Source organism: Arthrobacter sp. 08Y14 (assembly GCF_002929455.1).
GTDB lineage: Bacteria > Actinomycetota > Actinomycetes > Actinomycetales > Micrococcaceae > Arthrobacter_B > Arthrobacter_B sunyaminii.
Genome location: NZ_PJIX01000001.1, coordinates 1,315,281 through 1,340,377 on the forward strand (window position 1 = coordinate 1,315,281; position 25,097 = coordinate 1,340,377).

Genomic DNA, 25,097 nt, shown 5'->3' on the forward strand with positions numbered 1-25,097 from the left:
TTATAGGGTCGAAGAAGAGTTCGGGATCACCGTCATGAGGCAGGAACAATGAAACCAACCGTTACGGGCATGGCGATCGGAGCCGTTCTCGCCTTCACCGCACTGATTTTCGATTTTTGGGGCTTCCTGCTGATGGCACTGTTCATTGCAGCAGGGGCTTTGTGCGGGCGCGCCGCCGAGGGCAAAGTGGATTTCCGCACTGTCCGTGACGCGCTGACCGGACGCCGTTCGTCCTCGTGAGCTCCGCAGTCCTGCCCGCAGTTCCGGCCGCTGAACGCCAAGCAGGTCTCGCCGGACACAACCGGATCAGCACCCAGGCGCTGACCTCCACGGCCAAAGCCGCGGCAGCCGAGTTCTTTCGGGTTCCGCCGGCGCAGATCAGGGTTACCTGGTCCGATGACCAGGGCATGCTCGCCATGTCTCTTGCCCTGCCGGTTGCTCTTCCGCCCCTAAACCGCATCGCGGCTGACCCGTTTCTTGTAAGCCGGGCAGGCGGATCCGTCTGGGACCGCGCCCATGAGGCCAAACCCCTGCTCAGGGACAGGGTTACCGAACTGACCGGCTCGCTCGTTTCCCGCGTGGACATACGCATTACCGGCGTCCACCTCGAGGAAGGAAGCAGGGTCCGGTGAGCAGCAACGACGTTCGCACGCGGCAGATCGTACGCCGTGAAACCCACGCCAGCCGGGCAGCCGCTTCCATAGTGATGGTCATCCTGGCCATTATTTTCTGCCTATACGTCCTGCTGGAAGCAACTCTCCAGGCCCTCGGCCAGGACGCCTGGCTCACAGACCCTGCCGCCCTGGGCGCCTGGCTTTCCCGCCTTCCCGAGAACGCAGACTCCGCCATTCTGGGACTCAGCGGACTACTGATCCTGCTGGCCGGCTTGGTGTTCTTCCTGCAGGCGATCCTGCCGGGCAGGCGTCCGCGCTACTCATTGCCCAACCCGCGCGCCGCCGTCGTGGTGGACGCTGAAGTGCTGGCCTCTTCGCTGGCGCGCCGGACCCGCCTCACTGCCGGCGTCACTGCCGGGCAGGTGCTGGTGACGGTGGGCCGCACCCGTATTGACGTCCGCATCCGGCCGACGTCGGGCATCCCCGTCGATGAAGAGGCGGTGCGCGCTGCCGTGACCGAAGAATTGGAGCTGACCGGCCTGTCGCCCCGCCCCGAGGTTCGCGTGCAGGTGTCTTCCGTGGGGGTGATCGGCCAGTGAACCGCACACCCCGGGCACTGAACCGCATCCTGCTGGGGCTGATCGGCCTGATCCTCATCGGGATCGGCGGCGGCCTGCTCTGGCTCACCCTCGACAGCGGTGCCGCCAGCAGCTGGCAGCGCTTCGCGCCTAGCATGCTGGAGCGGATCCAGGCTTTCGGGGCGGACACCGCCCTCCCGGGCCAGTCGCAGAGCTGGATCTGGGTGCTGCTGGCCGTAGCCATGCTGGTGGCAATTGTGCTTCTGGTCCTCTGGGCCGCAGCGCAGGGCCGCGGCCGAACCGGAACCCTGGTGTCAGAATACGACGACGACGGCGCACCGGGCCGGGTGGCGATCAGCGGCGCGGTGGCGGAGCAGGCCCTGCGCTCGGCGCTGCAGGAAGATCCCGATGTGGCGGCTGCCGCCGTCAGCACCTATGACGTGCGGGGCAGCTCGGCCCTGCGGATTCGCATCAATCCCCGGCAAGGTGCGGCACCCCACCTGATCGCCGCCGACGCCACGCGCCTGGTGGAGGCGCTGGACGCCGCACTGGGCCGGGAGCCGGCGGTACTGATCAGTATCGACGCGGGCCGCAAGCTGCGTTTCAACCGCGAGGACCGCGTCCGCTAGGTAACCCGGCGCGCCTAGCTGGCGCTCTTAGCTGGCGCGGGCCAGCTGGCGGATCGGAATCCAGCGGTTAGCCAGCCTCCGGTAAGAGGCGGCAGCTCCAGTCATGTCACCGTCTGCGAGGGATTCGATGCCCAGGCGGACGTCCGAGGGCGAATCGTCGGGGAACACCAGGTCCGCTACCGAGCCGTAGTCCAGCTCCAGCACTGCGTCCTCGGAGAAGATCTCCAGCCAGTTCGTCAGCTCGTCCAGCTCATCCAGCAGATCCAGTTCGGGTGCGGCGAGCGCCAGGGACGCAGAGGCGGCGCGTGCCCGCTCCAGGCACTGGGTTACGGGTGCTGCGAGCCGGACGGTCTGCACCTTGCCGTCGTCCTCCACCACCTCGCTGTGGTCATCCTCGTGGAGCAGCACAAACCAGCCGAACGGAACCCCCCATGTGGCGGATCGGGTGTGCAGGCGGGCCAGGGAGTCCGCAAAGGAGTCGGGATCAATTCGAGCGGCGTGCGCTTCGCGGGCCACCTCCGGTACCAGGACATCGACCAGGGGTCCGCGGATACTCTCGCCCAGCGACTCGGCGGCCAGCGAAGCCCGGACCGCCAGCTGGTTGGGGCAGTACAGCCGCCGCGTTGAGCCCTGATGGTCCGGATAATGCAGCACCCGCACCAGATCAGTGGAACTGTGAGGAAAAGGATCCGACACGGCACGGACCAAACGCCGCACGGCGTCGCTGCGTTCCAGGACCTCGGTCTCGTGGCGTCCACGTGCCCGCTGCTCGAGGATGGCCAGCTGCTGGTCATCGTCAAACACGTCCAGCGGCTCATAGACACGCAAATGCGACACGTAGGGGAACGTGTGGTGCATGGGATCTCCGGGCCGCGGACTCATGGTCAGTCCAGCTCCACGATGACGGGGGCGTGGTCCGATGCGCCCTTGCCCTTGCGTTCCTCGCGGTCAATGGATGCGCCGGTGACCCGGGCGGCAAGTGCGGGGGAGGCCAGGACGAAGTCGATGCGCATGCCTTCCTTCTTGGGGAACCGCAGCTGGGTGTAGTCCCAGTACGTGTACACGCCGGGTCCCGGAGTGTAGGGCCGGACGACGTCGGTGAATCCGGCGTCCAGGAAAGCCTGAAATGCTGCCCGCTCGGGCGCCGTGACGTGGGTGGCGTTCTGGGCTCGGAACCAGTCGATGTCCCACACATCGTCATCCTGCGGGGCGATGTTCCAGTCGCCCATCAGCGCCAGGGGCAGGTCCGGGTTGTCCTTCACCCAGCCTGCGGCCTGATCCTTGAGGATGTCCAGCCACTGCAGCTTGTACGGCATGTGGGGGTCTCCCACGGCCCGGCCGTTGGGAACATACAGGCTCCACACCCGCACGCCGTTGCAGGTTGCTCCGATGGCGCGCGCCTCGGTGGCGGTGGTGGCTTCGGTTTTGCCGAAGGCGGGCTGCCCCGGGAAGGTGCGCTCGACGTCGTCGAGCCCCACCCGGGAGGCGATGGCCACGCCGTTCCACTGGTTCACACCGAAGTGCGCCACTTCGTAATCGTTGTTCTCAAAAATCTCCCAGGGGAAATTCTCGTCCTTGGCCTTGGTTTCCTGAATCGCCAGGACGTCGACGTCGGAGCGCTGCAGCCACGCCTCAACGCGGTCTGCACGGGCACGGATGGAGTTCACGTTCCAGGTAGCAATCTTCACCCTTGCTACGTTACCGAATGCGGCGCCGGTTCAGGGCATGCCTCAGGGCTTCCACCACGTGTCCAGAATGCTGACGGGCACGGTGCGCTTGTGCCGGGTCATCAGGAACCGGCGTTCAATCTTCTCCGCAGCCTCCTCCGGAACATCGCGGCCTTCCAGATAGTCATCGATGGTGTCGTAGGAAATACCCAGTTCGGTTTCATCGGTCTGGCCGGGGGCGTCATCCAGCAGGTCCGCGGTGGGAGCCTTGTGGATCAGGGCGTCCGGAGCCCCGAGCTCGGCCAGCAGCTGCCGGTTCTGGCGCTTGTTCAGGCCGAACAGCGGCAGGACATCGGCGCCGCCGTCACCGTACTTGGTGAAGAAGCCGGTGACGGATTCTGCGCCGTGGTCCGTGCCGATGACCAGCAGGTTGTGCTGGCCGGCCACCGCATACTGCGCCGTCATCCGGGCGCGGGCCTTGATGTTGCCCTTGTTGAAGTCACTGATCCGCTCGCCGGTCATTTTGACGTACTCGTCTTCATAGCCGTCCACGGCGGGCGCCACGTTGTAGACCCAGGAGAGGGTGGGCTGGATGAATTCCAGGGCGGCCTGGGCGTCAGCTTCGTCATGCTGGACCTGGTAAGGCAGGCGCAGGGCGATGAACTGTGCCTCGGTGCCCCCGGCGTTGAGTTCGTCCACGGCCAGCTGGGCCAGGCGGCCGGCAAGGGTGGAGTCGATGCCGCCGCTGATTCCCAGGACAAAACCGCCGGTGTGTGAGGCGGCCATGTAGGCCTTGAGGAAATCCACCCGACGGCGGATTTCAGCAGCGGGTTCAATGGTGGGCTGCACGCCCATTTCCGTGATGATTTCAGCTTGTAGTTGGCGCATGGGTTCCAGCCTATATCTCCCGTCACATCTGCGTCCGGGAAAGGGGCACTCGGCTAGGATGGAGGCCATGACTGCGCCCGTTTTGCCTGCTGCCCGTGCCCGCCTCCTGGATCTGATCGGTGAGCTGGCGGTGGTCCGCGGAAAGGTCACGCTGTCCTCAGGCGCCGAGGCTGATTACTACATTGATTTGCGCCGCGTCACCCTGCACCATGAGGCCTCCCAGCTGGTGGGCGAGGTGATGCTGGACCTGATCGACGCGGCAGGCATTTCCTTTGAGAGCGCCGGCGGACTGACCATGGGTGCTGATCCGGTGGCCACGGCGGTGATGAATGCCGGAGCCCGCGCCGGCCGTCCCATCGACGCCTTCGTGGTGCGCAAGGCGCAGAAGTCCTACGGCATGGGCCGCCAGGTTGAGGGCCCCGACGTTGCCGGACGCAACGTGGTGGTCCTGGAGGACACCTCCACCACCGGCGGCTCGGCGCTCACCGCGGTGGAGGGCGTCCGCCGTGCCGGCGGAAACGTGGTTGCCGTTGCCGTCATCGTGGACCGGGACACAGGATCGAAGGAGCGCATTGAAGCCGAAGCCGGCGTGCCCTACCTGTATGCCTTCGGCAAGGATGAACTGGGCCTGGAGTAAGGCCGCGTCCACCACGGCGGGATCCGCAGTGCCGGGCACGGGGACCGGGCTGCCGTGAGCGGGGATCCGGCAGAGTTCCTGCGGTCCGCCGAAGACCTCAAGCGGTTCTCCCGGCGCCGTTTTTTGGCCGGAAGCGCACTGGGGCTGACCCTGGCCGCGGATCTGTTGATCACTCAGCGGATCCAGCGCTACCGGGAGGATCTGGAAATCCTCCGGGTCCGGGACGAGACCGCGGAGCGGCGGTTTCCCACGGCCTCCTGGTTCCTGTTTCCCGGATACAAGACCAGCTGGGAAGAAACGGTCTGGATCCTGAACTCCCTGCGCCCCGTGCTGGCCTCCCGCGGACAGCTGGCCGGCGTCGGCTACTCCAACCGGGGCCTGGACGTCGATGACATTGTGGCCGCCGTCTACCGCTACATCCGCAACCATCAGCTGCGGCGCATCTACTTTTACGGCCACAGCTTCGGCGGCATGCTCGCCGTCCAGGTGGCGGCCCGGCTGCTCGAGCGCGGAGTCGCCGTCGAGCTCGTCATCCTGGACTCCAGCCCGGCCGGACCACAGGACGTCCTGGACCGTGCCATGTTCGAAGGAGTGGTGGCCCTGTACGACGCCGGCTACCGGATTCCCAGCGTGGTCCGCGGCGGCTACGAACTCGGCGAGCGGGTCCTGCACAAGGACGAGCGGACGTGGCGGACCGTCGTGGATCAGACCCTGGAACAGCTCTCGCCGCTGGCGCCGTCCACCACGCTGATCCAGTCCGAGGCGTCCTACATCTTCCACTACGACGCCCGGCGCTACGCAGGCGCCCTGGGCGGAACCTCGCTGGCGTTCATCGGCAATCCGGATGACAGGACGGTCAACTACTACAGCGCCAAGTATGAATGGGCGGCGGTGTTCCCGCGCAACCTGGTGTCCAATGATCTGGTGACCGGAGGAGCCAGCCCGGCGCACGCCAGCCCGCAGTGGAATCCCGTGATTTATCAGCGGGTGTTGCGCGAAGTGCTCCGGCAGTACTCGCCGCCGGAACAGGGAGGCGGCCTGAAATCGGTGTTCTGAGGTTGCATGCGGGCGCCCGCTGGGCGGGTCAGACGGTGCTGATCAGGTCCGAGACTGAGTTGACGATCTGGGTGGGCCGGAACGGATAGCTGTTGACGTCCTCGCGCTGCGTGATGCCGCTAAGCACCAGGACCGTGGTCAGGCCTGCTTCGATGCCCGCAATGATGTCGGTGTCCATCCGGTCCCCGATCATGGCTGTCGATTCCGAATGCGCGTCGATCTTGCGCATCGCGGAACGGAACATCATGGGGTTGGGCTTGCCGACAATATAGGGCTTCATGTTGGTGGCCGCCGTGATCAGGGCCGCGATCGCGCCGGTGGCGGGCAGCGGCCCCTCCGGTGAAGGCCCGGTGACGTCCGGGTTGGTGGCAATGAAGCGTGCGCCGCCCATGATCAGCCGGATGGCCTTGGTGATGGTGCCGAAGGAGTAGGTGCGGGTTTCGCCCAGCACCACGTAATCCGGATTGGTGTCCGTAAGGATCATTCCGGCCTCGTGCAGCGCCGTCGTCAGCCCTGCCTCACCCACCACAAAGCAGCGGCCCGGCACCCCGGCGTTCTTGACCTGGTCCTTCAGGAACTCGGCCGTGGCCAGGGCGGACGTCCACAGGTTTTCCTCGGGAATCTCCAGTCCCGAGGCGTGCAGGCGTGCGGCGAGATCCCGCGGGGTGTAGATCGAGTTGTTGGTCAGGACGAGGAACCGCTTTGACGTGGCCACCCATCGGTCAATGAGCTCGGCTGCGCCCGGAATGGGATTATTCTCGTGAACCAGGACACCGTCCATGTCCGTCAGCCAGCACTCAATGTTCTCGTTTTCGCCCACGCTGTCCCTTTTCTTGCCGTGCGGGCCCGGCTGTGCACGCTGTGCTGCCGGTGACCCGTGATCGTCCGTCCCAGTCTTTCACCTTAGGCTTGTTGGGTGAAAGACAGCGCTGAACAATTGCCGGACCTGCCCGTTGAAACACCCGACACCGCCCCCACACACCAGGTGGGTGTAGGACCGTGGGAAGGCCCGCTGCCGGAAGGGGATCACTGGGATCCGGAGCTCCTGGCCAACGGTGATGCCCGGAACGTCGTGGATGAGTACCGCTACTGGAAACATGACGCCATCGTGGCGGACCTGGACACCAAGCGGCATCCGTTCCATGTGGCGATTGAGAACTGGCAGCATGACTTCAACATCGGCACGGTGGTCCGCACGGCCAACGCGTTCATGGCCAAGGAAGTTCACATTATCGGCCGACGCCGCTGGAACCGCCGGGGCGCCATGGTCACCGACCGCTACCAGCATGTGCGCCACCACCCCACGGTGGAGGACTTTGTGCAGTGGGCGCACGGTGAGGGCCTGCGCATCATCGGAATCGATAACTTTCCGGATTCGGTGCCGCTGGAAACCTACGAACTGCCGCAAAACTGTGTCCTGGTGTTCGGCCAGGAAGGACCGGGACTCAGTGCCGAGGTGCACGCCGCCGCCGACGCCACCCTGTCCATTGCCCAGTTCGGATCCACCCGGTCCATCAACGCAGGCTCCGCTGCGGCCATCGCCATGCACGGCTGGATCCGGCGGCATGTCTTCGGCCAGACCGTGAAGTGAGCAAGGCGCCGCTCCCGGCCGGTCCGTTGTAGGCCCCGGTACAGGGCCGCAGTCCGTTATCCCGTGACACGGCGCACTGCCCGAAGGATACTTATGGCTAGGATGTAGGAAGCCAATGAGGGCCCTGGCCCTGCCGTAGATCGACCTTTCACGAGGAGTCAGCATGCCTATTGCAACCCCTGAGATTTATGCCGAGATGATCGACCGCGCAAAGGCCGGGGGATTCGCATATCCGGCAGTGAACGTCACCTCGTCCCAGACGCTGAACGCCGCCCTTGCAGGGTTCGCCGAGGCCGGATCGGACGGCATTGTCCAGGTGTCCACCGGCGGTGCGGCCTACTGGTCCGGCGCCAAGATCAAGAACATGGTCACCGGCTCACTGGCCTTCGCAGCCTATGCCCGCGAAGTGGCGAAGAGCTATAACGTCAACATTGCCCTGCACACGGACCACTGCCCCAAGGACAAGCTGGACGACTTTGTGCTGCCCCTCCTGGCGGCCTCCGAAGCTGCGGTCAAGCGCGGCGAAGACCCCATCTTCAACTCCCACATGTGGGACGGCTCGGCGGAAACCCTGGAAGACAACCTGCGGATCGCCCAGGAACTGCTGGCCCGCACCCACGCCGCCAAGATGATCCTCGAGGTGGAGATCGGCACCGTGGGCGGAGAGGAAGACGGCGTGGAGAACGCCATCAACGAGAAGCTCTACACCACGGTTGCGGACGGCATGAAGACCATTGAGGCACTCGGCGCCGGCGACAAGGGCCGCTACCTCACCGCTCTCACCTTCGGCAACGTGCACGGCGTCTACAAGCCCGGCGGCGTGAAGCTGCGCCCCGAAATCCTCAAGGACATCCAGGACGCGGTGGGTGAATCCATTGGCCGGGAACGTCCCTTTGACCTGGTCTTCCACGGCGGCTCCGGCTCCTCCGCACAGGAAATCGCCGACGCGGTGTCCTACGGCGTCGTGAAGATGAACATCGATACCGACACCCAGTACGCCTACACCCGCCCCGTGGTGGACCACATGTTCCGGAATTATGACGGCGTGCTGAAGGTTGACGGAGAAGTTGGGAACAAGAAGCAGTATGACCCGCGTGTGTGGGGCGCCTCGGCGGAAGCCGGGATGTCCGCCCGCGTAGTTGAAGCAGCACAGAACCTAGGATCGGCAGGCAAGTCCCTCTAATGTCAGATGAATTCCGCAAGAACCTGCTCGGCCCCGAGCCCACGTACCTGCCCGAGGAGTCCGACGTCGTCGCGCGCCTTGAGGCCGGAGATGAAGCCGTGGACCTGGCCGCGAAGCACCCCACCTCGTCCCAGGTCTGGGCCATTCTGGCCGACGAGGCCTTCGATGAGGGGCGGACCATTGAGTCCTACGCCTATGCGCGGGTTGGCTATCACCGCGGCCTGGATGCCCTGAGGCGTTCGGGCTGGCGCGGTGCCGGTCCCATCCCGTGGGAGCACGTGCCGAACCAGGGATTCCTGCGTGCGCTGTACGCCCTGGGCCGGGCGGCAGCGGCCATTGGCGAGGCCGAGGAAGTCGACCGGATCACCAAGTTCCTGAACGAGTCGGATCCGCAGGCGAAGATCGCCATTGAAGGACGCGAGTCCTGATTCCCCGCTGATCCGTGCCAAAGGCCGGGTGCCCGACTTCGGTTGGGTGCCCGGCCTTTGGCCTGTCCGGGCCGCGCGGGTTATCGCTGTTACCAGCCGCCGGTGCCCGGCGCCCCCTTGAAAGGTCCCGTGATGCGCCCGGTAATCCAGCCGCCGTAGAAGTCGCCGTCCTGTGCACGGACCTCTTCTCCATCCACAGTGCAGCGGTCCATCCTTCCGGGATACACCGCCGCCCGGCTCGCCAGCGGCGCATAGCCGGTCACGGGATCGGGATAGGTCCACGCGGCACGGGCGGCCCGCTCGTTTCCCCCGACGACGTCGAAGTACGCCGCCTTTCCCTTGTACTCGCACCAGGTGGACCCGGGGACAGGAACCAGCGCATCCGGCGCGAAGTCCTCCAGCGGAATGTAGTAGACCGGCGGGTGGCTGGTCTCCAGAACCCGGACGGCTGACGAGGTGTCCGCTATCAGCCTTCCGCCGAGAAACACCTGCACATGCTCCGACGTCGGCTCCAGCCGCGGCGGGCGGGGATAGTCCCAGACGGATTCGGCGGCGCGTTCCTGTTCCGGATGCAGAGGAAGGTGTTCCATGGTCAGCCCTTTCGCCTGCCGGCCGCAGCCGGCTCCTCCCCGGGGTTTCGGATTCTCCGGGTTATGCCGTGATTCGGAGCTGTGGATGTGCGGGATGGGTGTTTCGGGTCAAAAGCTCGTCACGAAACAATGCTGGTAGTCACAGCCACTATCTGCGGTTTCGGCGGCACTGAGCTGAAACCGAACCGGACCGGCGGATCTACAGGTGACAAACCGCCCAGATCCCGGCCGTCCCAGCTGGCCAGTGCTCCCGTGACGGACCGGATGGACCGGACCCCGTAGTACTCGCGCCGTCCGGCGCCCGCAGACCCCGACGTCCGGACACCGGGCACCAGTAGCCCGGCCAGGGGGCTGATGGCGGCCAGCCAGCGCGGATGCACCGCGACAGCGGGCGGAATCCGCTCCAGCAGCTGCCCGAGGAAGGTGCGCGGTCCCAGCTCGGCCCTGAGCCGCAGCGGCCCAGCGCTGACCAGGAGCCGGTCCGCCGTGAGCCGCGAATCGACGTCGAACACGTCCACCGCATCAAAGGAATAAGTACCGGACACGTAGTCCGCAACCTCGGAACTGGGGGCCAGGAGCAGGCGTGACCCGGCGGCGTTCTCCGCCATGACATCCGTGAACGCGCCAAATGGCGACTCCAGCCAGTGGCCCACCACCATCCGGGTGCCGGAGGCTGTTCCAATGCCGGCGATGTAGCCCACAAAACGGTCCATCCGGCCACGCTACCCGGGTAACACCGGGCGGAATACATCTTATGGCGCTTCCAAAAGAGTACCGGACCTACAATCGGCTAAACTTGACAGGTAAGAGCCCCGCGACTCCGGCCAGACCGGCCCACAGCCATTTCAGGTCCGGCTTGGGAGTTTAGGGGCGTTCTCATGCACGGAAGCGGATCGCGCCGTCGGCGTTTTTCTCCCTTTCGTAACTAATGGGGGAGGATCCCATGCCCGCAATTGTCATCGTCGGCGCCCAGTGGGGCGACGAAGGTAAAGGTAAGGCCACTGACCTGCTCGGGGGCCGTGTCGACTACGTCGTCAAGCCCAACGGCGGAAACAACGCCGGCCACACCGTCGTCGTCGGCGGTGAAAAATACGAACTCAAGCTTCTGCCGGCAGGCATCCTGAGCCCCAACGCCATTCCGGTCATCGGCAACGGCTGCGTGGTGAACCTCGAAGCCCTCTTCACCGAGATTGACGGGCTGGAAGCACGCGGGGCGGACACCTCCAAGCTGCGCATCTCCGCCAACGCCCACCTCGTGGCCCCGTTCCACCAGGTCATGGACAAGGTCACCGAACGGTTCCTGGGCAAGCGCGCCATCGGCACCACCGGCCGCGGCATCGGCCCGGCCTACATGGACAAGGTGGCCCGCCTGGGCATCCGCGTCCAGGACATCTTCGACGAGTCCATCCTGCGGCAGAAGGTTGAAGGCTCCCTGCGCCAGAAGAACCAGCTGCTGGTCAAGGTCTACAACCGCCGCGACGTGGACGTTGAAGAGATCGTTGAATACTTCCTGTCCTACGCGGACCGGCTGCGCCCCATGGTCATTGACTCAACGTTTGAGCTGAACCGGGCGCTGGACGAGGGCAAGGTCATCCTGATGGAAGGCGGCCAGGCAACGTTCCTGGACGTGGACCACGGCACCTATCCGTTTGTGACCTCTTCCAACCCGACCGCCGGCGGTGCGTCGGTGGGCTCGGGCATCGGCCCCACCCGCATCACCCGCTCGGTGGGCATCATCAAGGCCTACACCACCCGCGTGGGCGCCGGTCCGTTCCCCACCGAACTGTTCGATGACATGGGCCTGTACCTGCAAAAGACCGGCGGCGAGTTTGGCGTGAACACCGGCCGGCCGCGCCGCTGCGGCTGGTACGACGCCGTGCTGGCCCGCCATGCCTCGCGCGTCAACGGCTTCACGGACTACTTCGTGACCAAGCTGGACGTGCTCACCGGCATTGAGAAGATTCCGGTGTGCGTGGCTTACGACGTCGACGGCGTGCGTTTCGACGAAATGCCGATGACGCAGACCGATTTCCACCACGCCAAGCCGATCTTCGAGTACTTTGACGGCTGGACCGAGGACATCACCGGCGCCAAGACCCTTGAGGACCTGCCGGAGAACGCCCGCAACTACGTGCTGGCCCTGGAGAAGATGTCCGGCACCCGTTTCTCCGCCATCGGCGTGGGCCCGGACCGCGACCAGACCATTGTGGTGCGGGACCTGATTTCCGAATAGGGTGCCCGTTAGCCGGGGACGATGCGGGAGCCCGCATGGTCCCCGGCTCCCGTTAACGCAGCTTCCGTCTGAGCTGCGGTCCAACCAGCTGGTCCGCACGGCGTCGTCCACCGGACGGCAAAGTCAGCGTCTTGCAGCCCGTGGTTCCCCGCCATTGGACCGCCGCCGTGGCAGAGTAATTGGTGTCACGCATATCGGGGGAAGGACCACGGGGAAATGAACGACGACGTATTGGCCAGCCTCAGGCGGGCCGTTGAAGCCAGCCCGGAGGACGCAGGGCTTCGCCTTCACGTAGCGGAAATGCTGCTGGCAGCAGGCCGGCATACCGAAACAATCGGCGAGGTAAACGCCGTGCTGCAGCAGGAGCCGACCCATGAGGCGGCACTGGAGCTGCTCAGCCGCACCGTGGCAGCGCTGACCTCGGCGTCCGCCACCACGGCCTCCGGTGTCCCGAGTGCCGACCCCGCCACGGAACCGGACCCCGTCTCCGACCCGGAAGAACCTGCTGCCGCCGCTTTCGACTGGACCCGCGCGGAAACCGAGGTTGGCTCCGATGTTCCGCCGCCCTTCGTGGCGGAACCGCAGCTGGCAGCAGGAGAGAGCCGCGAGGGCGTGGCTCCGCCGGAACCCGAAACCCCGCCGGTCACCCTCAAGGACGTGGGCGGTCTGGAGGCCGTCAAGAAGCGGCTGAACGAGTCCTTCATGCAGCCCATGAAGAATGCAGAGCTTGCCAAGGCCTTCGGCAAGTCGCTGCGCGGCGGTCTGCTGCTGTACGGGCCGCCCGGCTGCGGAAAAACGTTCCTGGCCCGCGCAGTGGCGGGAGAACTGGGCGCCGTCTTTATGTCCGTGACCATGACGGACATCCTGGATCCGTACCACGGGGTGACCGAGAAGAACATGAAGGCCGTCTTCGACTCCGCCCGGGCCCACTCGCCAACCGTCCTGTTTTTGGATGAAGTGGACGCCATCGGAATGAAGCGCAGCGGACTGGGCCACCACGCCATGATCCGGCAAATGGTCAACCAGCTGCTCATCGAGATGGACTCCATGGCGGGCAACAATGACGGCCTGTACCTGCTGGCCGCCACCAACCACCCCTGGGATCTGGACGAGGCCCTGCTCCGGCCCGGACGGCTGGACCGTACGCTGCTGGTGACGCCGCCGGACTTTGAGGCGCGCCGCACCATTCTGGAGTACCACCTCAAGGACCGTCCGCTGGCCGGAATTGACCTGACCAGCATCGCGTCCCGGACGGAGATGTTTTCCGGCGCGGACCTGGCCCACATCTGCGTGACCGCGGCTGAAAAGGCCATGACGGAATCCATCCAGGCCAACCGGATCTGCCCCATCAGCATGACGCACATTGATGCGGCGCTGGAGGAAATCGGGCCCTCCACCCTCGCCTGGCTGGAGTCCTCCCGGAACGTGGTGAAATTCAGCAACGACCACGGCCGCTACAACGACCTGGCCGAATACCTGCGCTCCCGCAGCATCCTGTGAGCGACGTCCTCGACCCGGATCTGATCGCCGTCCGGTGCACCGCCTATGCACAGGCGGGCAGGCACGAGGAAGCTGTGGCGCTGCTCCGGGACCAGATCGGCCACCACTTGGATGACGAGCGGCTCTGGTTCTACCTGGGAAGCGGGCTGGCCAGCACCGGGGAGCTGGAAGAATCCGAACGTGCCGTCCGGCAGGCCTTGAACCTGGTCCCGAATATGCTTCCGGCGCTGGTGCTGCTCAGCTATGTTTTGGGATGGCTCAGGCGCGGTGACGAGTCCGTGGAAGCTGCGCTCCACGCCGCCGCGGAACATCCGCAGGAACCTTCCGCGCACCTTGCCGTTGCCTCCGCCCATTTTTACCGCCGTTCGAACGGGACGGACCTGTGGACTGCATTACAGGCCGCCCTGAACGCCATCAATTTGTCAGCGGAACTCGAGGACGCGTTTGCGCTGGGAAGCCGGGCAGCAGACCTGCTGGGCCGCAAAGACCAGGCACTTGATCTGCTGCGGACCGGCCTCGCAGCCCACCCCAACAGTGCGGTGCTGCTTCAGGCCGCCGGGATTGTCGACGGCGGTGAGCGGGTGGTGGGCGACCGTGCACCGCTGTTGTCCTCCCAGCTGGCATCCAACCCGTTTGATGATGAAAGCGCGGAAGACCTGCGTGCCCTGGCCTTCCAGGGACTGCGGCGGCTCTTCTACCTGCCGTGGCTGCAGGGCTTGGTTTTCGGTGTCACTTCCGGACTGGTCCTGCCGCATCCGGCGGCTGCAGCGCTGGTGGCCCTGGGGCTGACCGCGGCGGTTTCCGTGTTCTTCTTCCTGTCCTTCCGCCGGCTCGAAGGACGGCTGCCGCGGGGATATTTGCGGGGAGAGCTCCGCTCATCACCCCGGGCGCTCAGGGCTGTGAAGTGTGCGGCAGCGGCAGAAGCATGGGTGAGCGTGAGTGCGCTCTGGGTTGCCCTGTCCGGGGGCAGCCAGCTCGGTGCCGTCGCGCTGGCCCTGACGGCGGTTCCGGTCATTGCCAGCCAGCACCTGCTGGGCCAGGGGCAGTACCCCGAGCTCTTCTCCGCTTGGCCCGATGCCGATGCGGACGCCAGGCGTGCCTACTGGAACAACCGCGTGAAGATATACCTGTCGACCCGGCGGATTGCCTGGGCCGGGTTGATTCTCGGCATCGCCGGGATGTCGGTGGCCGGGCTTTCCGAATCGGATACACCTGCCGCCGCGGGGGCGGGAGCTTGCCTGGCAGCACTGCTCTGGCTGGCACGCGCGGCATACCTTGCCCGCCTGCAGCTTGCCCTCGGTGCGGACAATCCCTTCGTGGTGGGCAGGGTGCTGCAAAAGCCCGCGGGACGGGAGTCTTCCGCCCGCAGGCACGGAGCATGGGATGCAGTGGCCTACACCCTGCGCATTACGTTTGTTCCGCTGATCCTCTTCATCGTCGGCGCCGGAATCCTGGTCTCCAACGCCATGCCTGAGTAAGCAGGCCTACCAGCGGTGCCGGGCCTCCTCGATCCAGCCGCCCAGCCCGTCCAGGGAGTAACTGGTGCCGTCCGGGGTGCGCGCCGTTCCGGTCCAGGTGCCAAAGGCCTGCCAGATCTCCGAGGAAATGACACCCAGCTTGGTGGCGGACTCCCTGCGGTGGAAGGGGGTGAGCACGGCGTCGATCCACGGACCGTGCACGGTCCAGGTGGAGGCGGGATCCGAGAGATCGTACGTGAACTCCAGTTCGCCGTCGTAATGGTGCAGCCGGCCGTCAACAATGAGGGCGTTTTCCGTGGCCGGAGTTCCGGCGGTCCACTGTCCGCCGATCTGCAGGCCAAGCCGGGTACCGTTCACGGTTCCTGATCCGGCACCCCAGGTCCAGGTGGTCCGGTAAGGCCAGCGGCCCCGTCCGCGGTCCAGCACGGCAAAGGCATCTGCCCCCACTGTGAAGACTTTGCCGTCTACGGTCACTGTTCCGGACACGCTTCGCGCCACGTCCTTGAGGGTGTACTGGAACCGCCGGTCCGACCACGGCACCACCACTCCCAGCACATCGCCCGACGCCGGGGCGTACAAGTCCACCGACACCCGCGGGGAGCGGGCGCGCAGGCGGGTGCCGCCGCCGTCGTCGTGGAAACGCAGCGTCACGTCCCCCGCGGTGCCCAGTGCCGTGAGCGGAGGCAGGGTATCCGGGAGCACGATGTCCGCGGCGCCGGGCAGGATCTTCAGCGGTTCACTACTGACTTCCTCGCCGGTTGCACGGTTCAGGACGTAGATTTGCAGCGTCGCGGCGTAGCCAAGGTTCACGATGGTCATGCCGACCGCCAGCTCCGGCGTGAGCACGCCCCAGTATTCCCAGCGCTTGGTGCGCATCCGGGAGGCCGTGTTGCCGGCGAGCGGAGTGCGGTGCAGCGGTGAGCGGGAGTAGCCCACCGCCTCCGGGTTGAGGGTTCCGCGGGCGGTGGTGAGATCCGTCGGCAGCGTGAGTTCGTTCATGCGGCCCAAGTCTAGGCGGGTCAGCGGCACCCGCCGGCGCACCACCCCGGCCGGGGCTTGCCTTTTGCGCCCGCTGTTTCCGTGCCGGGCCCAGCGGTCCTGGTCTAGGCTGGGGGAGAAACTTCAGCCCAGATAAAAGGCGGTGCCGCACAATGTTGGTGAGCGTAGGTCAGTTCAGTCCCGCGGGCGACGTCGGAGCGAACCTCGAGGTGATGCGCTCGCTGGCGGCCAAGGCCAAGGCGGACGGCTCCGAGCTGATCGTGTTTCCTGAGGAGTCCATGTTCAGTGTGGGCAAGGTGGAAGGTTCCCTGGCGGCTGCGGTGGATGCCGGCTGGACCACTTTTGTCCAGCAATTGTCGCTGCTGGCAGCGGAACTGGGCATGGCCGTTGTTGCGGGCGGCTATGAGTCCAGCGGGGAGGAACGTCCCTACAACACCCTGGTGCTCATCGACGAGACCGGCCGGATTGCTGACACCTACCGCAAACTGCACCTCTACGACGCGTTCAGCTACTCCGAGTCCTCCCGGATTAAACCCGGCGACGGCGGCGTGAAAGTGGTGGAACTCAACGGCATCAACGTGGGTCTGATGACCTGTTATGACATCCGTTTCCCCGAACTGGCCCGTGCCCTGACCGACAAGGGTGCTGATTTGCTGGCCGTTCCCGCCGCGTGGTTCAAGGGCGAGCACAAGATTGAACACTGGGAAACCCTGCTTAAGGCCCGTGCCATTGAAAACACGGTCTGGGTGGCTGCTGCGGGGACTTCCAGCCGGCACACGGTGGGGCACTCGGCCATCCTCGACCCCATGGGAGTGCCGCAGGCATTCCTCGACGACGAACCCGAGGCCGTGGTCACCGCGGAAGTTACCCGGAAACGGATAGACGATGTGCGCGAGTTCCTGCCCGTGCTGAAGAACCGGCGGTTTGCGGCGAACGAACAGATAAATTCCGCCGGGTAAGTACACCGGCCAAACAGCTGCAGGAGCGTTGCGCCGTCGGTTGGTAGGCTGCTCCGAGGAACAACCGAAGGGGACCGGTGGGCGCAAACTTCCGGCCATCTTCACCCGGATTCCGTTCCGCCTGGGTCCGCTGCCCCGCATACTGCGCGTACCCCGGAATCAAAGGGGCGAATAGTGCCGGGAAGAAATTTCGAAAAAGTTTTCAGCGGGGCGTAACCTTTTTGGAACCGGTAACGATTACTCTCTTGGAACGTCCGCACCGAGGCTTATCCCCCCAACGAGCCCCGGTGCGGATGTTTCTTTACGTCCGCGGGATATCATGTGGGATGCTCATCTTCCGCGAGGGAAAGACCGCCCCTTGGCCATAACCCCGACTGAGGAAATCCTTTCCGCTGCTCGTGAGGGTCAGCCCCGGGCCCTGCGCGAGATTTATGAGTTCCTGGCTCCCTCCATACTGGCGTATCTCGCCGGCAAGGGCTGCGACGATCCTGAGGCGCTCACCCAGGAAGTCTTCCTGACCCTGTTCGGCAAGCTGGGGAACCTCACCGGAGGGGTCAGCGGATTACGGACTTTTGCCTTTTCCGTGGCCCACGCCCGCATGGTCGATGACGTGCGGCGCCGGGAACGCCAACCCGTGTTGGCACAGTTTGACCCCCATGCTGATGCCAGGTTCAGCTCATCAGCCGAGGAAACCGTGCTGGGGTCAGCCTCCGGGGTGAGCGCACTGCTTCAGGGCTTGAGGCGCCGTCACCAGGAAGTGTTGCTGCTGCGCGTCGTGGCGGATCTCTCCATCGAAGAAACAGCCAAGATCATGGGCATCAGCGCCGGTGCCGTCAAACAACTGCAGGGTAGGGCCCTAAAGACCCTGAAGGACCGGATGGAACACGAGGAGGTGCCCGATCATGAACAAATCGCCTGACCAGGACGACATCATGATCCGGCGGCTCCTGACTGAATCGGGGGTCGAGGAAAGCCCTGAGCTGTTGGAGGGGCTGCGGAAGCTTCGGTTCTACTCCGGCGCGTCCGCACCGGTTCCAACCGGCGAGCTGGGCCAACTGCTATCAGAAGGGCCGGAACCTGCGCCTAAGCGGCCGCAGCGGCGCCACCGGGGCCTCATCCTGAGTTTCACGCTGGCCGCTGCGATGGCAGCCGGAGCAACCGGTGTGGCTGCCAATACCGGCACCGGCCTGCGCCTGACCGCCAGCTCAGCGATAACAGCCGACCACGAAACGGTTTCGGGACAGGAAAACACCGCCCAGGATGCAGAGGCGGAGATTCCAGCTCCCGTCGAGGTCATCCCGGAGGACACCAATAACGTGGACCTGGCCGCACCGGTGGCTGCGGACGCCTCCTCTCCTGGGGATCCGAGTGGCGTCTCCGGCCCGGAATCCGGGGAGGACGGCGGTGTCTCCGTGCCCCCTGCCGGCGCTGCACCGGTTCATCCCGGCCCCGGGCTTCCCGAGGCAGTGGATCCCGAAGCAGTGGATCCCGAGTGTGAGGACGACGACGTGACAGGGGCTGATTCCGGCACCCCAGACCGGGGCCCCGGGGCGGACACGGGCGTCCGCCCCGACGGCCGGAACGGCAGCGTGCGTCCGGACGGGTTCCACAGCCTCGTCGGAGAGCCCGGCGGCGCCGGCGGGAAGCAGGCCGAGAACAAGCAATCCGCTGACAAGCATGCCGGTAACCCCGGCCGGGGCTCCGCCGAGAGGCCCGGCGGAGCCGGCAGGCCTTAAGCGGTCAGCTGCCGCTTGGAGGAAATGACCCCGGTATTGAAACCCGCCAGGTTCAAACCGCCGTGGAAGCGGGCGTGTTCAATCTTCACGCAGCGGTCCATCACTACATCCAACCCGGCAGCTTCCGCGTCTCGGGCCACCTCCTCGTGCCAGGATCCCAGCTGCAGCCAGAGCGTTTTCGCACCGACGGCGATGCTCTCCTGCAGCACGGAGGGCAGGTCATCATGGCGGCGGAACACATCCACAATGTCGGGCACCTCCGGCAGGTCAGCCAGCGACGCGTAGACCGGCTGCCCCAGAATCTCCTTGGCGACCGGGTTCACGAAATAGACCGTGTACGGCGAGGAGGACAACAGGTACGTTGCCACAAAATAGGACGCCCGTGAGGGTTTGTCCGAGGCGCCGACAATCGCGATGGACTTGGCCCGGCGCAGCAGCGCCAGCCGTTCCGGGGCGCTCGGGCCCTCCCAGGTGCGCGGTGCGGCGGCTTCAGCGGACATGGGCGGACTCCTCAAGATCAAAGGCGCGGGCGGCCTGCGGGGCGGTGCCGGACAAGGCAGCGGCGGCGGGAACGCCTGATTCGGATCCGGCCTGCGGTGCAGACGCTGCAACAGCCAGAGCCTGGTCCAGATCCCAGAGGATGTCCTCAAGGTCCTCCAAGCCAACCGAAATCCGCACCAGATCCTCCGCGACTCCGGCGGCGGCAAGCTGTTCGGGGGAGAGCTGACCGTGCGTGGTGGAGCCCGGGTGGATCACCAGGGTTCGCGAGTCACCCACGTTCGCCAGATGCGACGCCAGCTGCAGGGCCTCGATGAACGCCTTGCCGGCCTCCCGGCCCCCGCGCACACCGAAGCTGAAGACCGATCCCGGTCCCTTGGGCAGGTACCTTCGGGCCCGCTCGTAGTGCGGATGGGACGGCAATCCGGCATAGCTGACCCAGGACACGCGCGGATCGGCTTCCAGCCACTGCGCCACTGCGGAGGCGTTGCGCAGATGCTCGTCCAACCGCTGCGGCAGGGTTTCCACGCCCTGCAGAAGCTGGAACGCCGACTGGGCGCTGAGCGAGGGGCCAATGTCCCGCAGCTGCTCCGAGCGCAGCTTCGTCAGGAACCCGTACTCGCCGAAGTTTCCCCACCAGGAAATGTTGCCGTAGCTGGCCACGGGCTCGGTCATGGCGGGAAACTTTCCATTGCCCCAGTTGAACTTTCCGGATTCGACGACAACGCCGCCCAGGGTGGTGCCGTGCCCGCCGAGGAACTTGGTGGCGGAATGGATCACAATGTCCGCGCCGTGCTCAAACGGCCGCACGAGGTACGGCGTGCTCAAGGTGGCGTCCAGGATCAACGGCACACCGGCGTCGTGCGCGACCTGAGCCAGCCCGGCAATGTCGGTGACCTCGCCGCTGGGATTGGCAACCACCTCGGCGTAGACGGCCTTGGTGTTCTCCCGAATGGCCGCGGCATAGTCGGCCGGGTCCGTGCCGGCCACGAAGGTGGTGTCGATCCCGAACCGGCGCAGGGTCACGTCCAGCTGGGTGACGGTGCCGCCGTACAGCTGGGCGGCGGCCACAATGTGGTCACCGGCTCCGCACAAGGCGGCGAAGGTGACGAATTCCGCGGACATGCCCGACGCCGTCGCCACGGCTCCGATGCCGCCCTCCAGGGATGCGATGCGCTCCTCGAAGGCCGCCACCGTGGGGTTGCCGATCCGCGAGTAAATGTTGCCGTACTTCTGCAGCGAGAACAGGTTGGCGGCGTCGTCGGTGTCCTTGAAGACAAAGGACGTGCTCTGGTAGATGGGCACGGCGCGTGCACCGTGCGTGGCGTCGGGGGTTCCGCCGGCGTGCAGGGCACGGGTCCGGAAGCCAAACTGGCGATCACTCATGAAATGAGTGCTCCTTTCTGGTGGCCGCGGCTAAGCGGCTCGTTGATCGTTGCAAGTAGAGGGCGGCGGACGAACAATGGGGAACAGGACTGCAAGGCTGGGCAGGACCGCAGATCCGAGACGGACAGCGGCGGGGGAGCCGGACGGCACGACGAAGGGCAGGATCCCAATGGACCGATACGTGGTTGTCATCGAGACCGGCTACAAAGTTGCAGCCGCAACACACAAGGTCACCGCCACCGATCCGATGCCGCCGGTGGAGGCTAACCGGCTGTTCCTGGAACTGCTGGAGGGCATGCACGCTGACCTGCTGCCGGCCAAGGCGGACACCACCATGCTGGAGGTTTCGCCCACGGAATTCGTGCGCATCCACCGCCTGATGGGCGGCGTGGTGGTGCTGGACCGGGTGACCCTGGCCCGCGTTCACTGAGGAGCCCCGCTGCGGCGCGCTTCACACACATCCGCGATGTCGGCGATGCACGGTTCATTCTGCAGGCTGGTTGTGTCGCCCAGCTGCGTGCCCTCGAACAGCTGCGTCAGCAGACGGCGCATGATCTTTCCGGAACGCGTCTTGGGAACATCAGGGACCACGACGACGGCGGCCGGCTTGGCGATCGGCCCGATCTGCCGGGCAACGTGTGCCCGGAGCTCGGCCGTGACCCGCTGGGTGAAATCCGAATCCGGTTCAGTGCCCACTTCGGTACCCGTTTCGGTACCCGCGGCGGGCGCAGCGGAGGACAGCACGACGAATGCGGCAATGGCATGCCCGGTCTTCGGATCCGCAACCGGGCAGACCCCGGCTTCGGTGACCCAGGGATGGGACACCAGCGCGGACTCGATTTCAATAGTGGACAGCCGGTGTCCGGAGACGTTGAGGACGTCGTCGGTGCGGCCCAGGATCCAGGTGTCGCCGTCGTCGTCATACTTGGCACCGTCACCGGCGAGAAACCAGCCCTGCCGTGCGTACTGCCGCCAGTAGGAGGCCAGATAACGCTGCGGATCGCCCCAGACGGTGCGGGCCATGGCCGGACCGGTTTTGTCCACCACGATGAACCCCTGGGTGTGCGGGGGAACCGGGTTTCCGGCCTCATCCACAATCCGGGTGGACACCCCGGGCAGGGCGCGGGAGGCACAGCCGGGCTTGAAACCGGTGTCGGTGGGACGCGGGGAGAGGATGGTGGCGCCGGTTTCGGACTGCCACCAGGTGTCGATCACGGGAACTTCGCCGCGGCCGAGCTGCCCGCGCATCCACCGCCACGCCTCGGGATTCACGGCCTCGCCCACGGTGCCGAGCAGGCGGATGGAGGACAAATCCCAGGTGTCCGGGACACCGTCGGGGAACCAGCCCATCAGCGACCGGACCAAGGTGGGAGCGGTGTAGTAACTGGTCACCTTGTAGCGCTCGATGATCTCGAAATGCCGTCCGGGATGCGGGGTGTTCGGGGTGCCCTCGAAGATCACCTGGGTGACGCCGTTGGAGAGCGGTCCGTAGATCTCGTAGGTGTGCGCGGTGACCCAGGCCAGATCCGCGGTGCACCAGTGGACGTCCGCTTCCCGTGCACGTTCGTCCGGGTTGGCGAAAAGGAACTCATAGCTCCAGGACGCCTGGGTCAGGTAACCGCCCATGGTGTGCACGAGGCCCTTGGGGCGACCGGTGGTTCCGGACGTGTACATGATGAACAACGGTGTTTCGGCATCGAACGCCTCGGGTTCGTGGACGTCGGAGGCGGTGTCCACGGTCTCGTGCCACCAGAGGTCGCGGCCTTCGGTCCAGGCGATGTCGCAGCCGGTGCGGCGGACCACCAGAACGTGCTCGACGGCGTTGGCCCCGGACACGGCTGCATCGGCATTGTCCTTCACCGGCACGGCGGCGCCGCGGCGGAACTGGCCGTCGGTGGTGACCAGCAGCTTGGCACCGGTGTCCTCAACCCGGAACTTCAGGGCCTCGGCGGAAAAGCCGCCGAATACCAGGGAATGGACAGCGCCGATCCGGGCGCAGGCCAGCGTGATGACGATGGTTTCCACGATGACCGGCAGATAGATGACCACGCGGTCACCTTTGCCGATGCCCAGGTTCAGCAGCGCGTTGGCGGCGCGGCAGACCTCGCGCTGCAGATCCGCGTAGGTGACGGTGCGCCGGTCTCCGGGTTCGCCCTCAAAGTGCAGGGCCACCTTGTGGCCGCGGCCGGCGGCAACATGGCGGTCCACGCAGTTCACCGCCACGTTCAGGGTTCCCCCGGCAAACCATTCGATGGCAGGGACGCTGTACTCGGCCTCGGCCTCGGGCTCCGGGGTCTCCGGTCCGCTGAGCCGCTGCGGCGGGGTAAACGTGTGCGCCGTGTGCCAGGGCTGCTCCCACTGCAGCCGGCGGGCTGCCGCCTCCCAGAAGGCGATGCGCCCGGGTTCGGTTTGCGGGTCCGCCGCCGTGCCCTGCCGGGCCTGCATTGATTCTTCGAGCGTTTCCTGCAGTGTGGTGCTCAGGCCCATTTGGCCACCGCCTTCTTTTCGGCCAGCCCCAGCAGGGCGTCGGTAATCTTGCCGATCACCGCCAGCAGGATGATGGCCAGCAGCAGCCGGTCGGTGCGCCCGTTGTTTTGCGAATCGGTCAGCAGGAAGCCCAGCCCCATGGAAGAGGCGATGAGCTCCGCGGCCACGAGGAACAGCCAGGACTGCGCCAGCGCCAGGCGCAGCCCGGAGAACACTGCCGGAACGACGGCGGGCAGCTGCACCGTGGTCAGGAGTTTCAGCCCGTTGAGTCCGAAGGCGCGGGCGGCCTCCACCAGGTTCCGGTCCACGTGGCGCAGGGCCAGTGACACGGTGGTGAACACCGGGAAGAAGGCGCCGATAGCGATCAGCGTGATTTTGGAGTCCTCGCCGATCTTCAGCCACAGGATCAGCAGGGGCACCCAGGCCAGCGACGGCACGGCACGCAGTGCGCCGATCATCGGACCCAGCAGGATGTCGGCCAGGCGGGACAGCCCCAGCACGGCGCCCAGTGCCAGGCCCAGCAGCCCGCCGGCAGCGAAACCGATGAGCACCCGCTGGGTGGAGATGGCTACGTGGTTGCCCAGCTGGCCGCGGCCGATCAGGTCAGCTGCGGCAGTGTAGACGGCTGACGGCGAGGGGAGCTGGACCGGACTGAAGATTCCGGCGGCTGTGCTGATCTGCCAGGCGGCCAGTACCAGGACGGGAACCACCAGGCCCAGTCCCGCGCGGGTCCAGCGGCTGGTCAGGATGGTGCCGGCCGGCGCTGGATTCCCGGCACCGGCGCTCGCGGATGCCGGCGTCTTCAGGACCGAGCTCACTGTGCATCCGAAATGGACTCGGGATCAGCGGACTTCACGAAGGAGTCATCAAACAGGCCGTCCAGTGCCTTGTCCACGGCGTCCTGGCTCGAGACGTCCCCGGTTTCCACCAGCGTGGGACCGATTTTCTCGAGCACGCTGCGCTGGGCCTCACCCGGGGCCGGGTCCACGTCGAGGTTGCTGCGTTCCAGCACCACGGTCTGGGCCACTGCCAGGTCCAGGCCGGCAACATCGGCCAGGATCTGCGCCGTTTCCTCCGGGTTTTCGGCAGCCCACGCGCGGGCCTTCTCATATGCGTTGACCACCGCCTGGGCCAGTTCCGGATCGTCTTTCAGGAAGGATTCGTTGGCGGCAAGGATGCCGTAGGTGTTGAAGTCCAGGTTGCGGTGGATCAACCGGGCACCGTTTTGTTCGGCACCCGCCATGATCGGATCCAGCCCTGCCCAGGCATCCACAGATCCGTTTTCCAGGGCGCTCCGGCCGTCCGCGTGCTGCAGTTGTTCCACGGTGACGTCATCCAGGCTCAGTCCGGCTTCGTCCAGGGCCTGGACCAGGAAGAAGTAGGGGTCGGTGCCCTTGGTGGCCGCTACGGACTTGCCTTTGAGGTCCGCCACGGAGGTGATGTCCGAGTCGGCGCCCACCGCCAGGGCCGCCCATTCCGGCTGGGAGAAAATGTCGATGGCCTTGATCGGGGATCCGTTGGCGCGGTGCAGCAGTGCTGCGGAGCCTGCGGTGGAACCGACGTCGACCGCCCCGGAGCGCAGGTTCTCATTGGCCTTGTTGGAGCCGGCCGACTGCACCCACTCCACCGTGACGCCGTCGTCGGCCAGAGCGGATTCCAGCCAGCCCTGGTCCTTGATGATCAGGCTGAGCGGGTTGTAGGTGGCGAAGTCGAGGGTGAGGGTTCCGCCGTCGGCTGCGCCCGCGTCGGCGGCGGCATCTGAATCCTCGCCTGCCACGCAACCGGTGAGCAGCAGGGAAGCTGCGGCGGCGGCTGCGGCCAGGGCCTTGAGCGCGGTGCGGGAAGCTGAGGGGGAATTGAGGGAACGGCTGTTCATGGGAATTCTTTCTGATGAGTTGGCTGCGAGGCATCGCGGTTCATGCGCAAAATGGGCGCAGAACGGCGGGGGTAGCGGCCCTTA

28 protein-coding genes are annotated in these 25,097 nt (G+C 65.9%); 16 read left to right on the forward strand and 12 right to left on the reverse strand.

What is annotated here, in order from left to right:
- Nucleotides 1–48: 48 nt before the first annotated feature.
- The 4 genes from CXR03_RS06320 to CXR03_RS06335 are packed head-to-tail and all read left to right on the forward strand — an operon-like array spanning nt 49 to nt 1,821.
- Complete coding sequence (locus tag CXR03_RS06320) at nt 49–240, forward strand: DUF2273 domain-containing protein (RefSeq protein ID WP_104053608.1); 192 nt, start codon at nt 49–51, stop codon at nt 238–240.
- On the forward strand, nt 237–632 hold the full coding sequence (locus tag CXR03_RS06325) for a hypothetical protein (RefSeq protein WP_258073511.1): 396 nt from the start codon (nt 237–239) through the stop codon (nt 630–632). The genes CXR03_RS06320 and CXR03_RS06325 overlap by 4 nt, the downstream gene beginning before the upstream one ends.
- A complete protein-coding gene (locus CXR03_RS06330; protein ID WP_104102649.1) occupies nt 629–1,213 on the forward strand; it encodes a DUF6286 domain-containing protein in 585 nt (194 codons plus the stop codon). The genes CXR03_RS06325 and CXR03_RS06330 overlap by 4 nt, the downstream gene beginning before the upstream one ends.
- On the forward strand, nt 1,210–1,821 hold the full coding sequence (locus CXR03_RS06335; RefSeq protein WP_104102651.1) for a hypothetical protein: 612 nt from the start codon (nt 1,210–1,212) through the stop codon (nt 1,819–1,821). Before CXR03_RS06330 ends, CXR03_RS06335 begins: the two co-directional genes overlap by 4 nt.
- 27 nt (nt 1,822–1,848) lie before the next feature.
- Here CXR03_RS06335 and CXR03_RS06340 read toward each other — a convergent pair whose 3' ends face one another.
- Genes CXR03_RS06340 through nadE form a run of 3 tightly spaced genes read right to left on the reverse strand, consistent with a single transcriptional unit; the run spans nt 1,849 to nt 4,376 of the window.
- On the reverse strand, nt 1,849–2,703 hold the full coding sequence (locus CXR03_RS06340; RefSeq protein ID WP_258073512.1) for a hypothetical protein: 855 nt from the start codon (nt 2,701–2,703) through the stop codon (nt 1,849–1,851).
- A 2-nt stretch (nt 2,704–2,705) separates the two neighbouring features.
- Complete coding sequence (locus CXR03_RS06345; protein WP_104102652.1) at nt 2,706–3,509, reverse strand: exodeoxyribonuclease III; 804 nt, start codon at nt 3,507–3,509, stop codon at nt 2,706–2,708.
- A gap of 42 nt (nt 3,510–3,551) precedes the next feature.
- Nucleotides 3,552–4,376 (reverse strand): ammonia-dependent NAD(+) synthetase, encoded by an 825-nt coding sequence (gene nadE, locus CXR03_RS06350; RefSeq protein ID WP_104102654.1) that lies wholly within the window; start codon nt 4,374–4,376, stop codon nt 3,552–3,554.
- 67 nt (nt 4,377–4,443) lie between these two features.
- On the opposite strand from nadE, the gene pyrE reads away from it, so the two are divergent.
- Both pyrE and CXR03_RS06360 read left to right on the forward strand, forming a co-directional pair.
- The gene (gene pyrE, locus CXR03_RS06355; protein WP_104102655.1) at nt 4,444–5,013 is read left to right on the forward strand and encodes an orotate phosphoribosyltransferase; all 570 of its coding nucleotides are present in this window, start codon (nt 4,444–4,446) and stop codon (nt 5,011–5,013) included.
- 54 nt (nt 5,014–5,067) lie between these two features.
- The gene (locus CXR03_RS06360) at nt 5,068–6,069 is read left to right on the forward strand and encodes an alpha/beta fold hydrolase (protein ID WP_104102657.1); all 1,002 of its coding nucleotides are present in this window, start codon (nt 5,068–5,070) and stop codon (nt 6,067–6,069) included.
- A 28-nt stretch (nt 6,070–6,097) separates the two neighbouring features.
- Here the strand turns inward: CXR03_RS06360 and CXR03_RS06365 are convergent, their stop codons facing one another.
- Nucleotides 6,098–6,850 (reverse strand): HAD-IIA family hydrolase, encoded by a 753-nt coding sequence (locus tag CXR03_RS06365; protein WP_104102880.1) that lies wholly within the window; start codon nt 6,848–6,850, stop codon nt 6,098–6,100.
- 156 nt (nt 6,851–7,006) lie between these two features.
- Between CXR03_RS06365 and CXR03_RS06370 the strand changes: the two genes are divergently transcribed.
- From CXR03_RS06370 to CXR03_RS06380, 3 genes are all read left to right on the forward strand, one after another.
- Complete coding sequence (locus tag CXR03_RS06370) at nt 7,007–7,660, forward strand: RNA methyltransferase (protein WP_258073536.1); 654 nt, start codon at nt 7,007–7,009, stop codon at nt 7,658–7,660.
- Nucleotides 7,661–7,823: 163 nt separating this feature from the next.
- On the forward strand, nt 7,824–8,843 hold the full coding sequence (gene fbaA / locus CXR03_RS06375; protein WP_104053615.1) for a class II fructose-bisphosphate aldolase: 1,020 nt from the start codon (nt 7,824–7,826) through the stop codon (nt 8,841–8,843).
- Nucleotides 8,843–9,271: a DUF3151 domain-containing protein gene (locus tag CXR03_RS06380; protein WP_104102660.1), complete on the forward strand. Its 429-nt coding sequence runs from the start codon at nt 8,843–8,845 to the stop codon at nt 9,269–9,271. The genes fbaA and CXR03_RS06380 overlap by 1 nt, the downstream gene beginning before the upstream one ends.
- Nucleotides 9,272–9,360: 89 nt before the next feature.
- Here CXR03_RS06380 and CXR03_RS06385 read toward each other — a convergent pair whose 3' ends face one another.
- Together CXR03_RS06385 and CXR03_RS06390 are read right to left on the reverse strand one after the other, a co-directional pair.
- Nucleotides 9,361–9,861, reverse strand: coding sequence for a DUF427 domain-containing protein (locus CXR03_RS06385; RefSeq protein ID WP_104102662.1), 501 nt, complete (start codon nt 9,859–9,861; stop codon nt 9,361–9,363).
- A gap of 119 nt (nt 9,862–9,980) precedes the next feature.
- Complete coding sequence (locus tag CXR03_RS06390; protein ID WP_104102663.1) at nt 9,981–10,574, reverse strand: hypothetical protein; 594 nt, start codon at nt 10,572–10,574, stop codon at nt 9,981–9,983.
- Between the two features lie 230 nt (nt 10,575–10,804).
- Here CXR03_RS06390 and CXR03_RS06395 point away from each other — a divergent pair, with 230 nt between their 5' ends.
- From CXR03_RS06395 to CXR03_RS06405, 3 genes are all read left to right on the forward strand, one after another.
- The gene (locus CXR03_RS06395) at nt 10,805–12,094 is read left to right on the forward strand and encodes an adenylosuccinate synthase (protein ID WP_104102665.1); all 1,290 of its coding nucleotides are present in this window, start codon (nt 10,805–10,807) and stop codon (nt 12,092–12,094) included.
- Between the two features lie 216 nt (nt 12,095–12,310).
- Entirely contained in the window at nt 12,311–13,594 is a 1,284-nt protein-coding gene (locus CXR03_RS06400) for an AAA family ATPase (protein ID WP_104102666.1), read from the forward strand.
- On the forward strand, nt 13,591–15,072 hold the full coding sequence (locus CXR03_RS06405; RefSeq protein ID WP_104102668.1) for a tetratricopeptide repeat protein: 1,482 nt from the start codon (nt 13,591–13,593) through the stop codon (nt 15,070–15,072). Before CXR03_RS06400 ends, CXR03_RS06405 begins: the two co-directional genes overlap by 4 nt.
- A gap of 6 nt (nt 15,073–15,078) precedes the next feature.
- Here CXR03_RS06405 and CXR03_RS06410 read toward each other — a convergent pair whose 3' ends face one another.
- Nucleotides 15,079–16,071, reverse strand: coding sequence for a DUF2804 domain-containing protein (locus CXR03_RS06410; RefSeq protein ID WP_104102882.1), 993 nt, complete (start codon nt 16,069–16,071; stop codon nt 15,079–15,081).
- A 152-nt stretch (nt 16,072–16,223) separates the two neighbouring features.
- Between CXR03_RS06410 and CXR03_RS06415 the strand changes: the two genes are divergently transcribed.
- From CXR03_RS06415 to CXR03_RS06425, 3 genes are all read left to right on the forward strand, one after another.
- Nucleotides 16,224–17,030: a carbon-nitrogen hydrolase family protein gene (locus CXR03_RS06415; protein WP_104102669.1), complete on the forward strand. Its 807-nt coding sequence runs from the start codon at nt 16,224–16,226 to the stop codon at nt 17,028–17,030.
- Between the two features lie 358 nt (nt 17,031–17,388).
- Nucleotides 17,389–17,949, forward strand: a complete 561-nt coding sequence (locus CXR03_RS06420) for an RNA polymerase sigma factor (protein ID WP_258073513.1) — start codon at nt 17,389–17,391, stop codon at nt 17,947–17,949.
- Nucleotides 17,933–18,766 carry a hypothetical protein gene (locus CXR03_RS06425; RefSeq protein WP_104102672.1) on the forward strand — a complete coding sequence of 278 codons (834 nt, stop codon included), beginning with the start codon at nt 17,933–17,935 and terminating at the stop codon, nt 18,764–18,766. The genes CXR03_RS06420 and CXR03_RS06425 overlap by 17 nt, the downstream gene beginning before the upstream one ends.
- Here CXR03_RS06425 and CXR03_RS06430 read toward each other — a convergent pair.
- Both CXR03_RS06430 and CXR03_RS06435 read right to left on the reverse strand, forming a co-directional pair.
- Nucleotides 18,763–19,266, reverse strand: a complete 504-nt coding sequence (locus CXR03_RS06430; protein WP_104053625.1) for a CoA-binding protein — start codon at nt 19,264–19,266, stop codon at nt 18,763–18,765. The genes CXR03_RS06425 and CXR03_RS06430 overlap by 4 nt on opposite strands.
- Nucleotides 19,256–20,650: an O-acetylhomoserine aminocarboxypropyltransferase/cysteine synthase family protein gene (locus CXR03_RS06435; protein WP_104102674.1), complete on the reverse strand. Its 1,395-nt coding sequence runs from the start codon at nt 20,648–20,650 to the stop codon at nt 19,256–19,258. Before CXR03_RS06435 ends, CXR03_RS06430 begins: the two co-directional genes overlap by 11 nt.
- A gap of 169 nt (nt 20,651–20,819) precedes the next feature.
- On the opposite strand from CXR03_RS06435, the gene CXR03_RS06440 reads away from it, so the two are divergent.
- Nucleotides 20,820–21,080 carry a hypothetical protein gene (locus CXR03_RS06440; protein WP_104102675.1) on the forward strand — a complete coding sequence of 87 codons (261 nt, stop codon included), beginning with the start codon at nt 20,820–20,822 and terminating at the stop codon, nt 21,078–21,080.
- On the opposite strand, the gene acs is transcribed toward CXR03_RS06440, so the two are convergent.
- From acs to CXR03_RS06455, 3 genes are all read right to left on the reverse strand, one after another.
- Nucleotides 21,074–23,095, reverse strand: a complete 2,022-nt coding sequence (gene acs, locus CXR03_RS06445) for an acetate--CoA ligase (protein WP_181034516.1) — start codon at nt 23,093–23,095, stop codon at nt 21,074–21,076. The two genes, CXR03_RS06440 and acs, sit on opposite strands and share 7 nt — an antisense overlap.
- Nucleotides 23,096–23,127: 32 nt before the next feature.
- Entirely contained in the window at nt 23,128–23,886 is a 759-nt protein-coding gene (locus CXR03_RS06450; protein ID WP_258073537.1) for an ABC transporter permease, read from the reverse strand.
- Nucleotides 23,887–23,951: 65 nt separating this feature from the next.
- A complete protein-coding gene (locus tag CXR03_RS06455; protein WP_104102678.1) occupies nt 23,952–25,013 on the reverse strand; it encodes an aliphatic sulfonate ABC transporter substrate-binding protein in 1,062 nt (353 codons plus the stop codon).
- Nucleotides 25,014–25,097 lie beyond the last annotated feature (84 nt).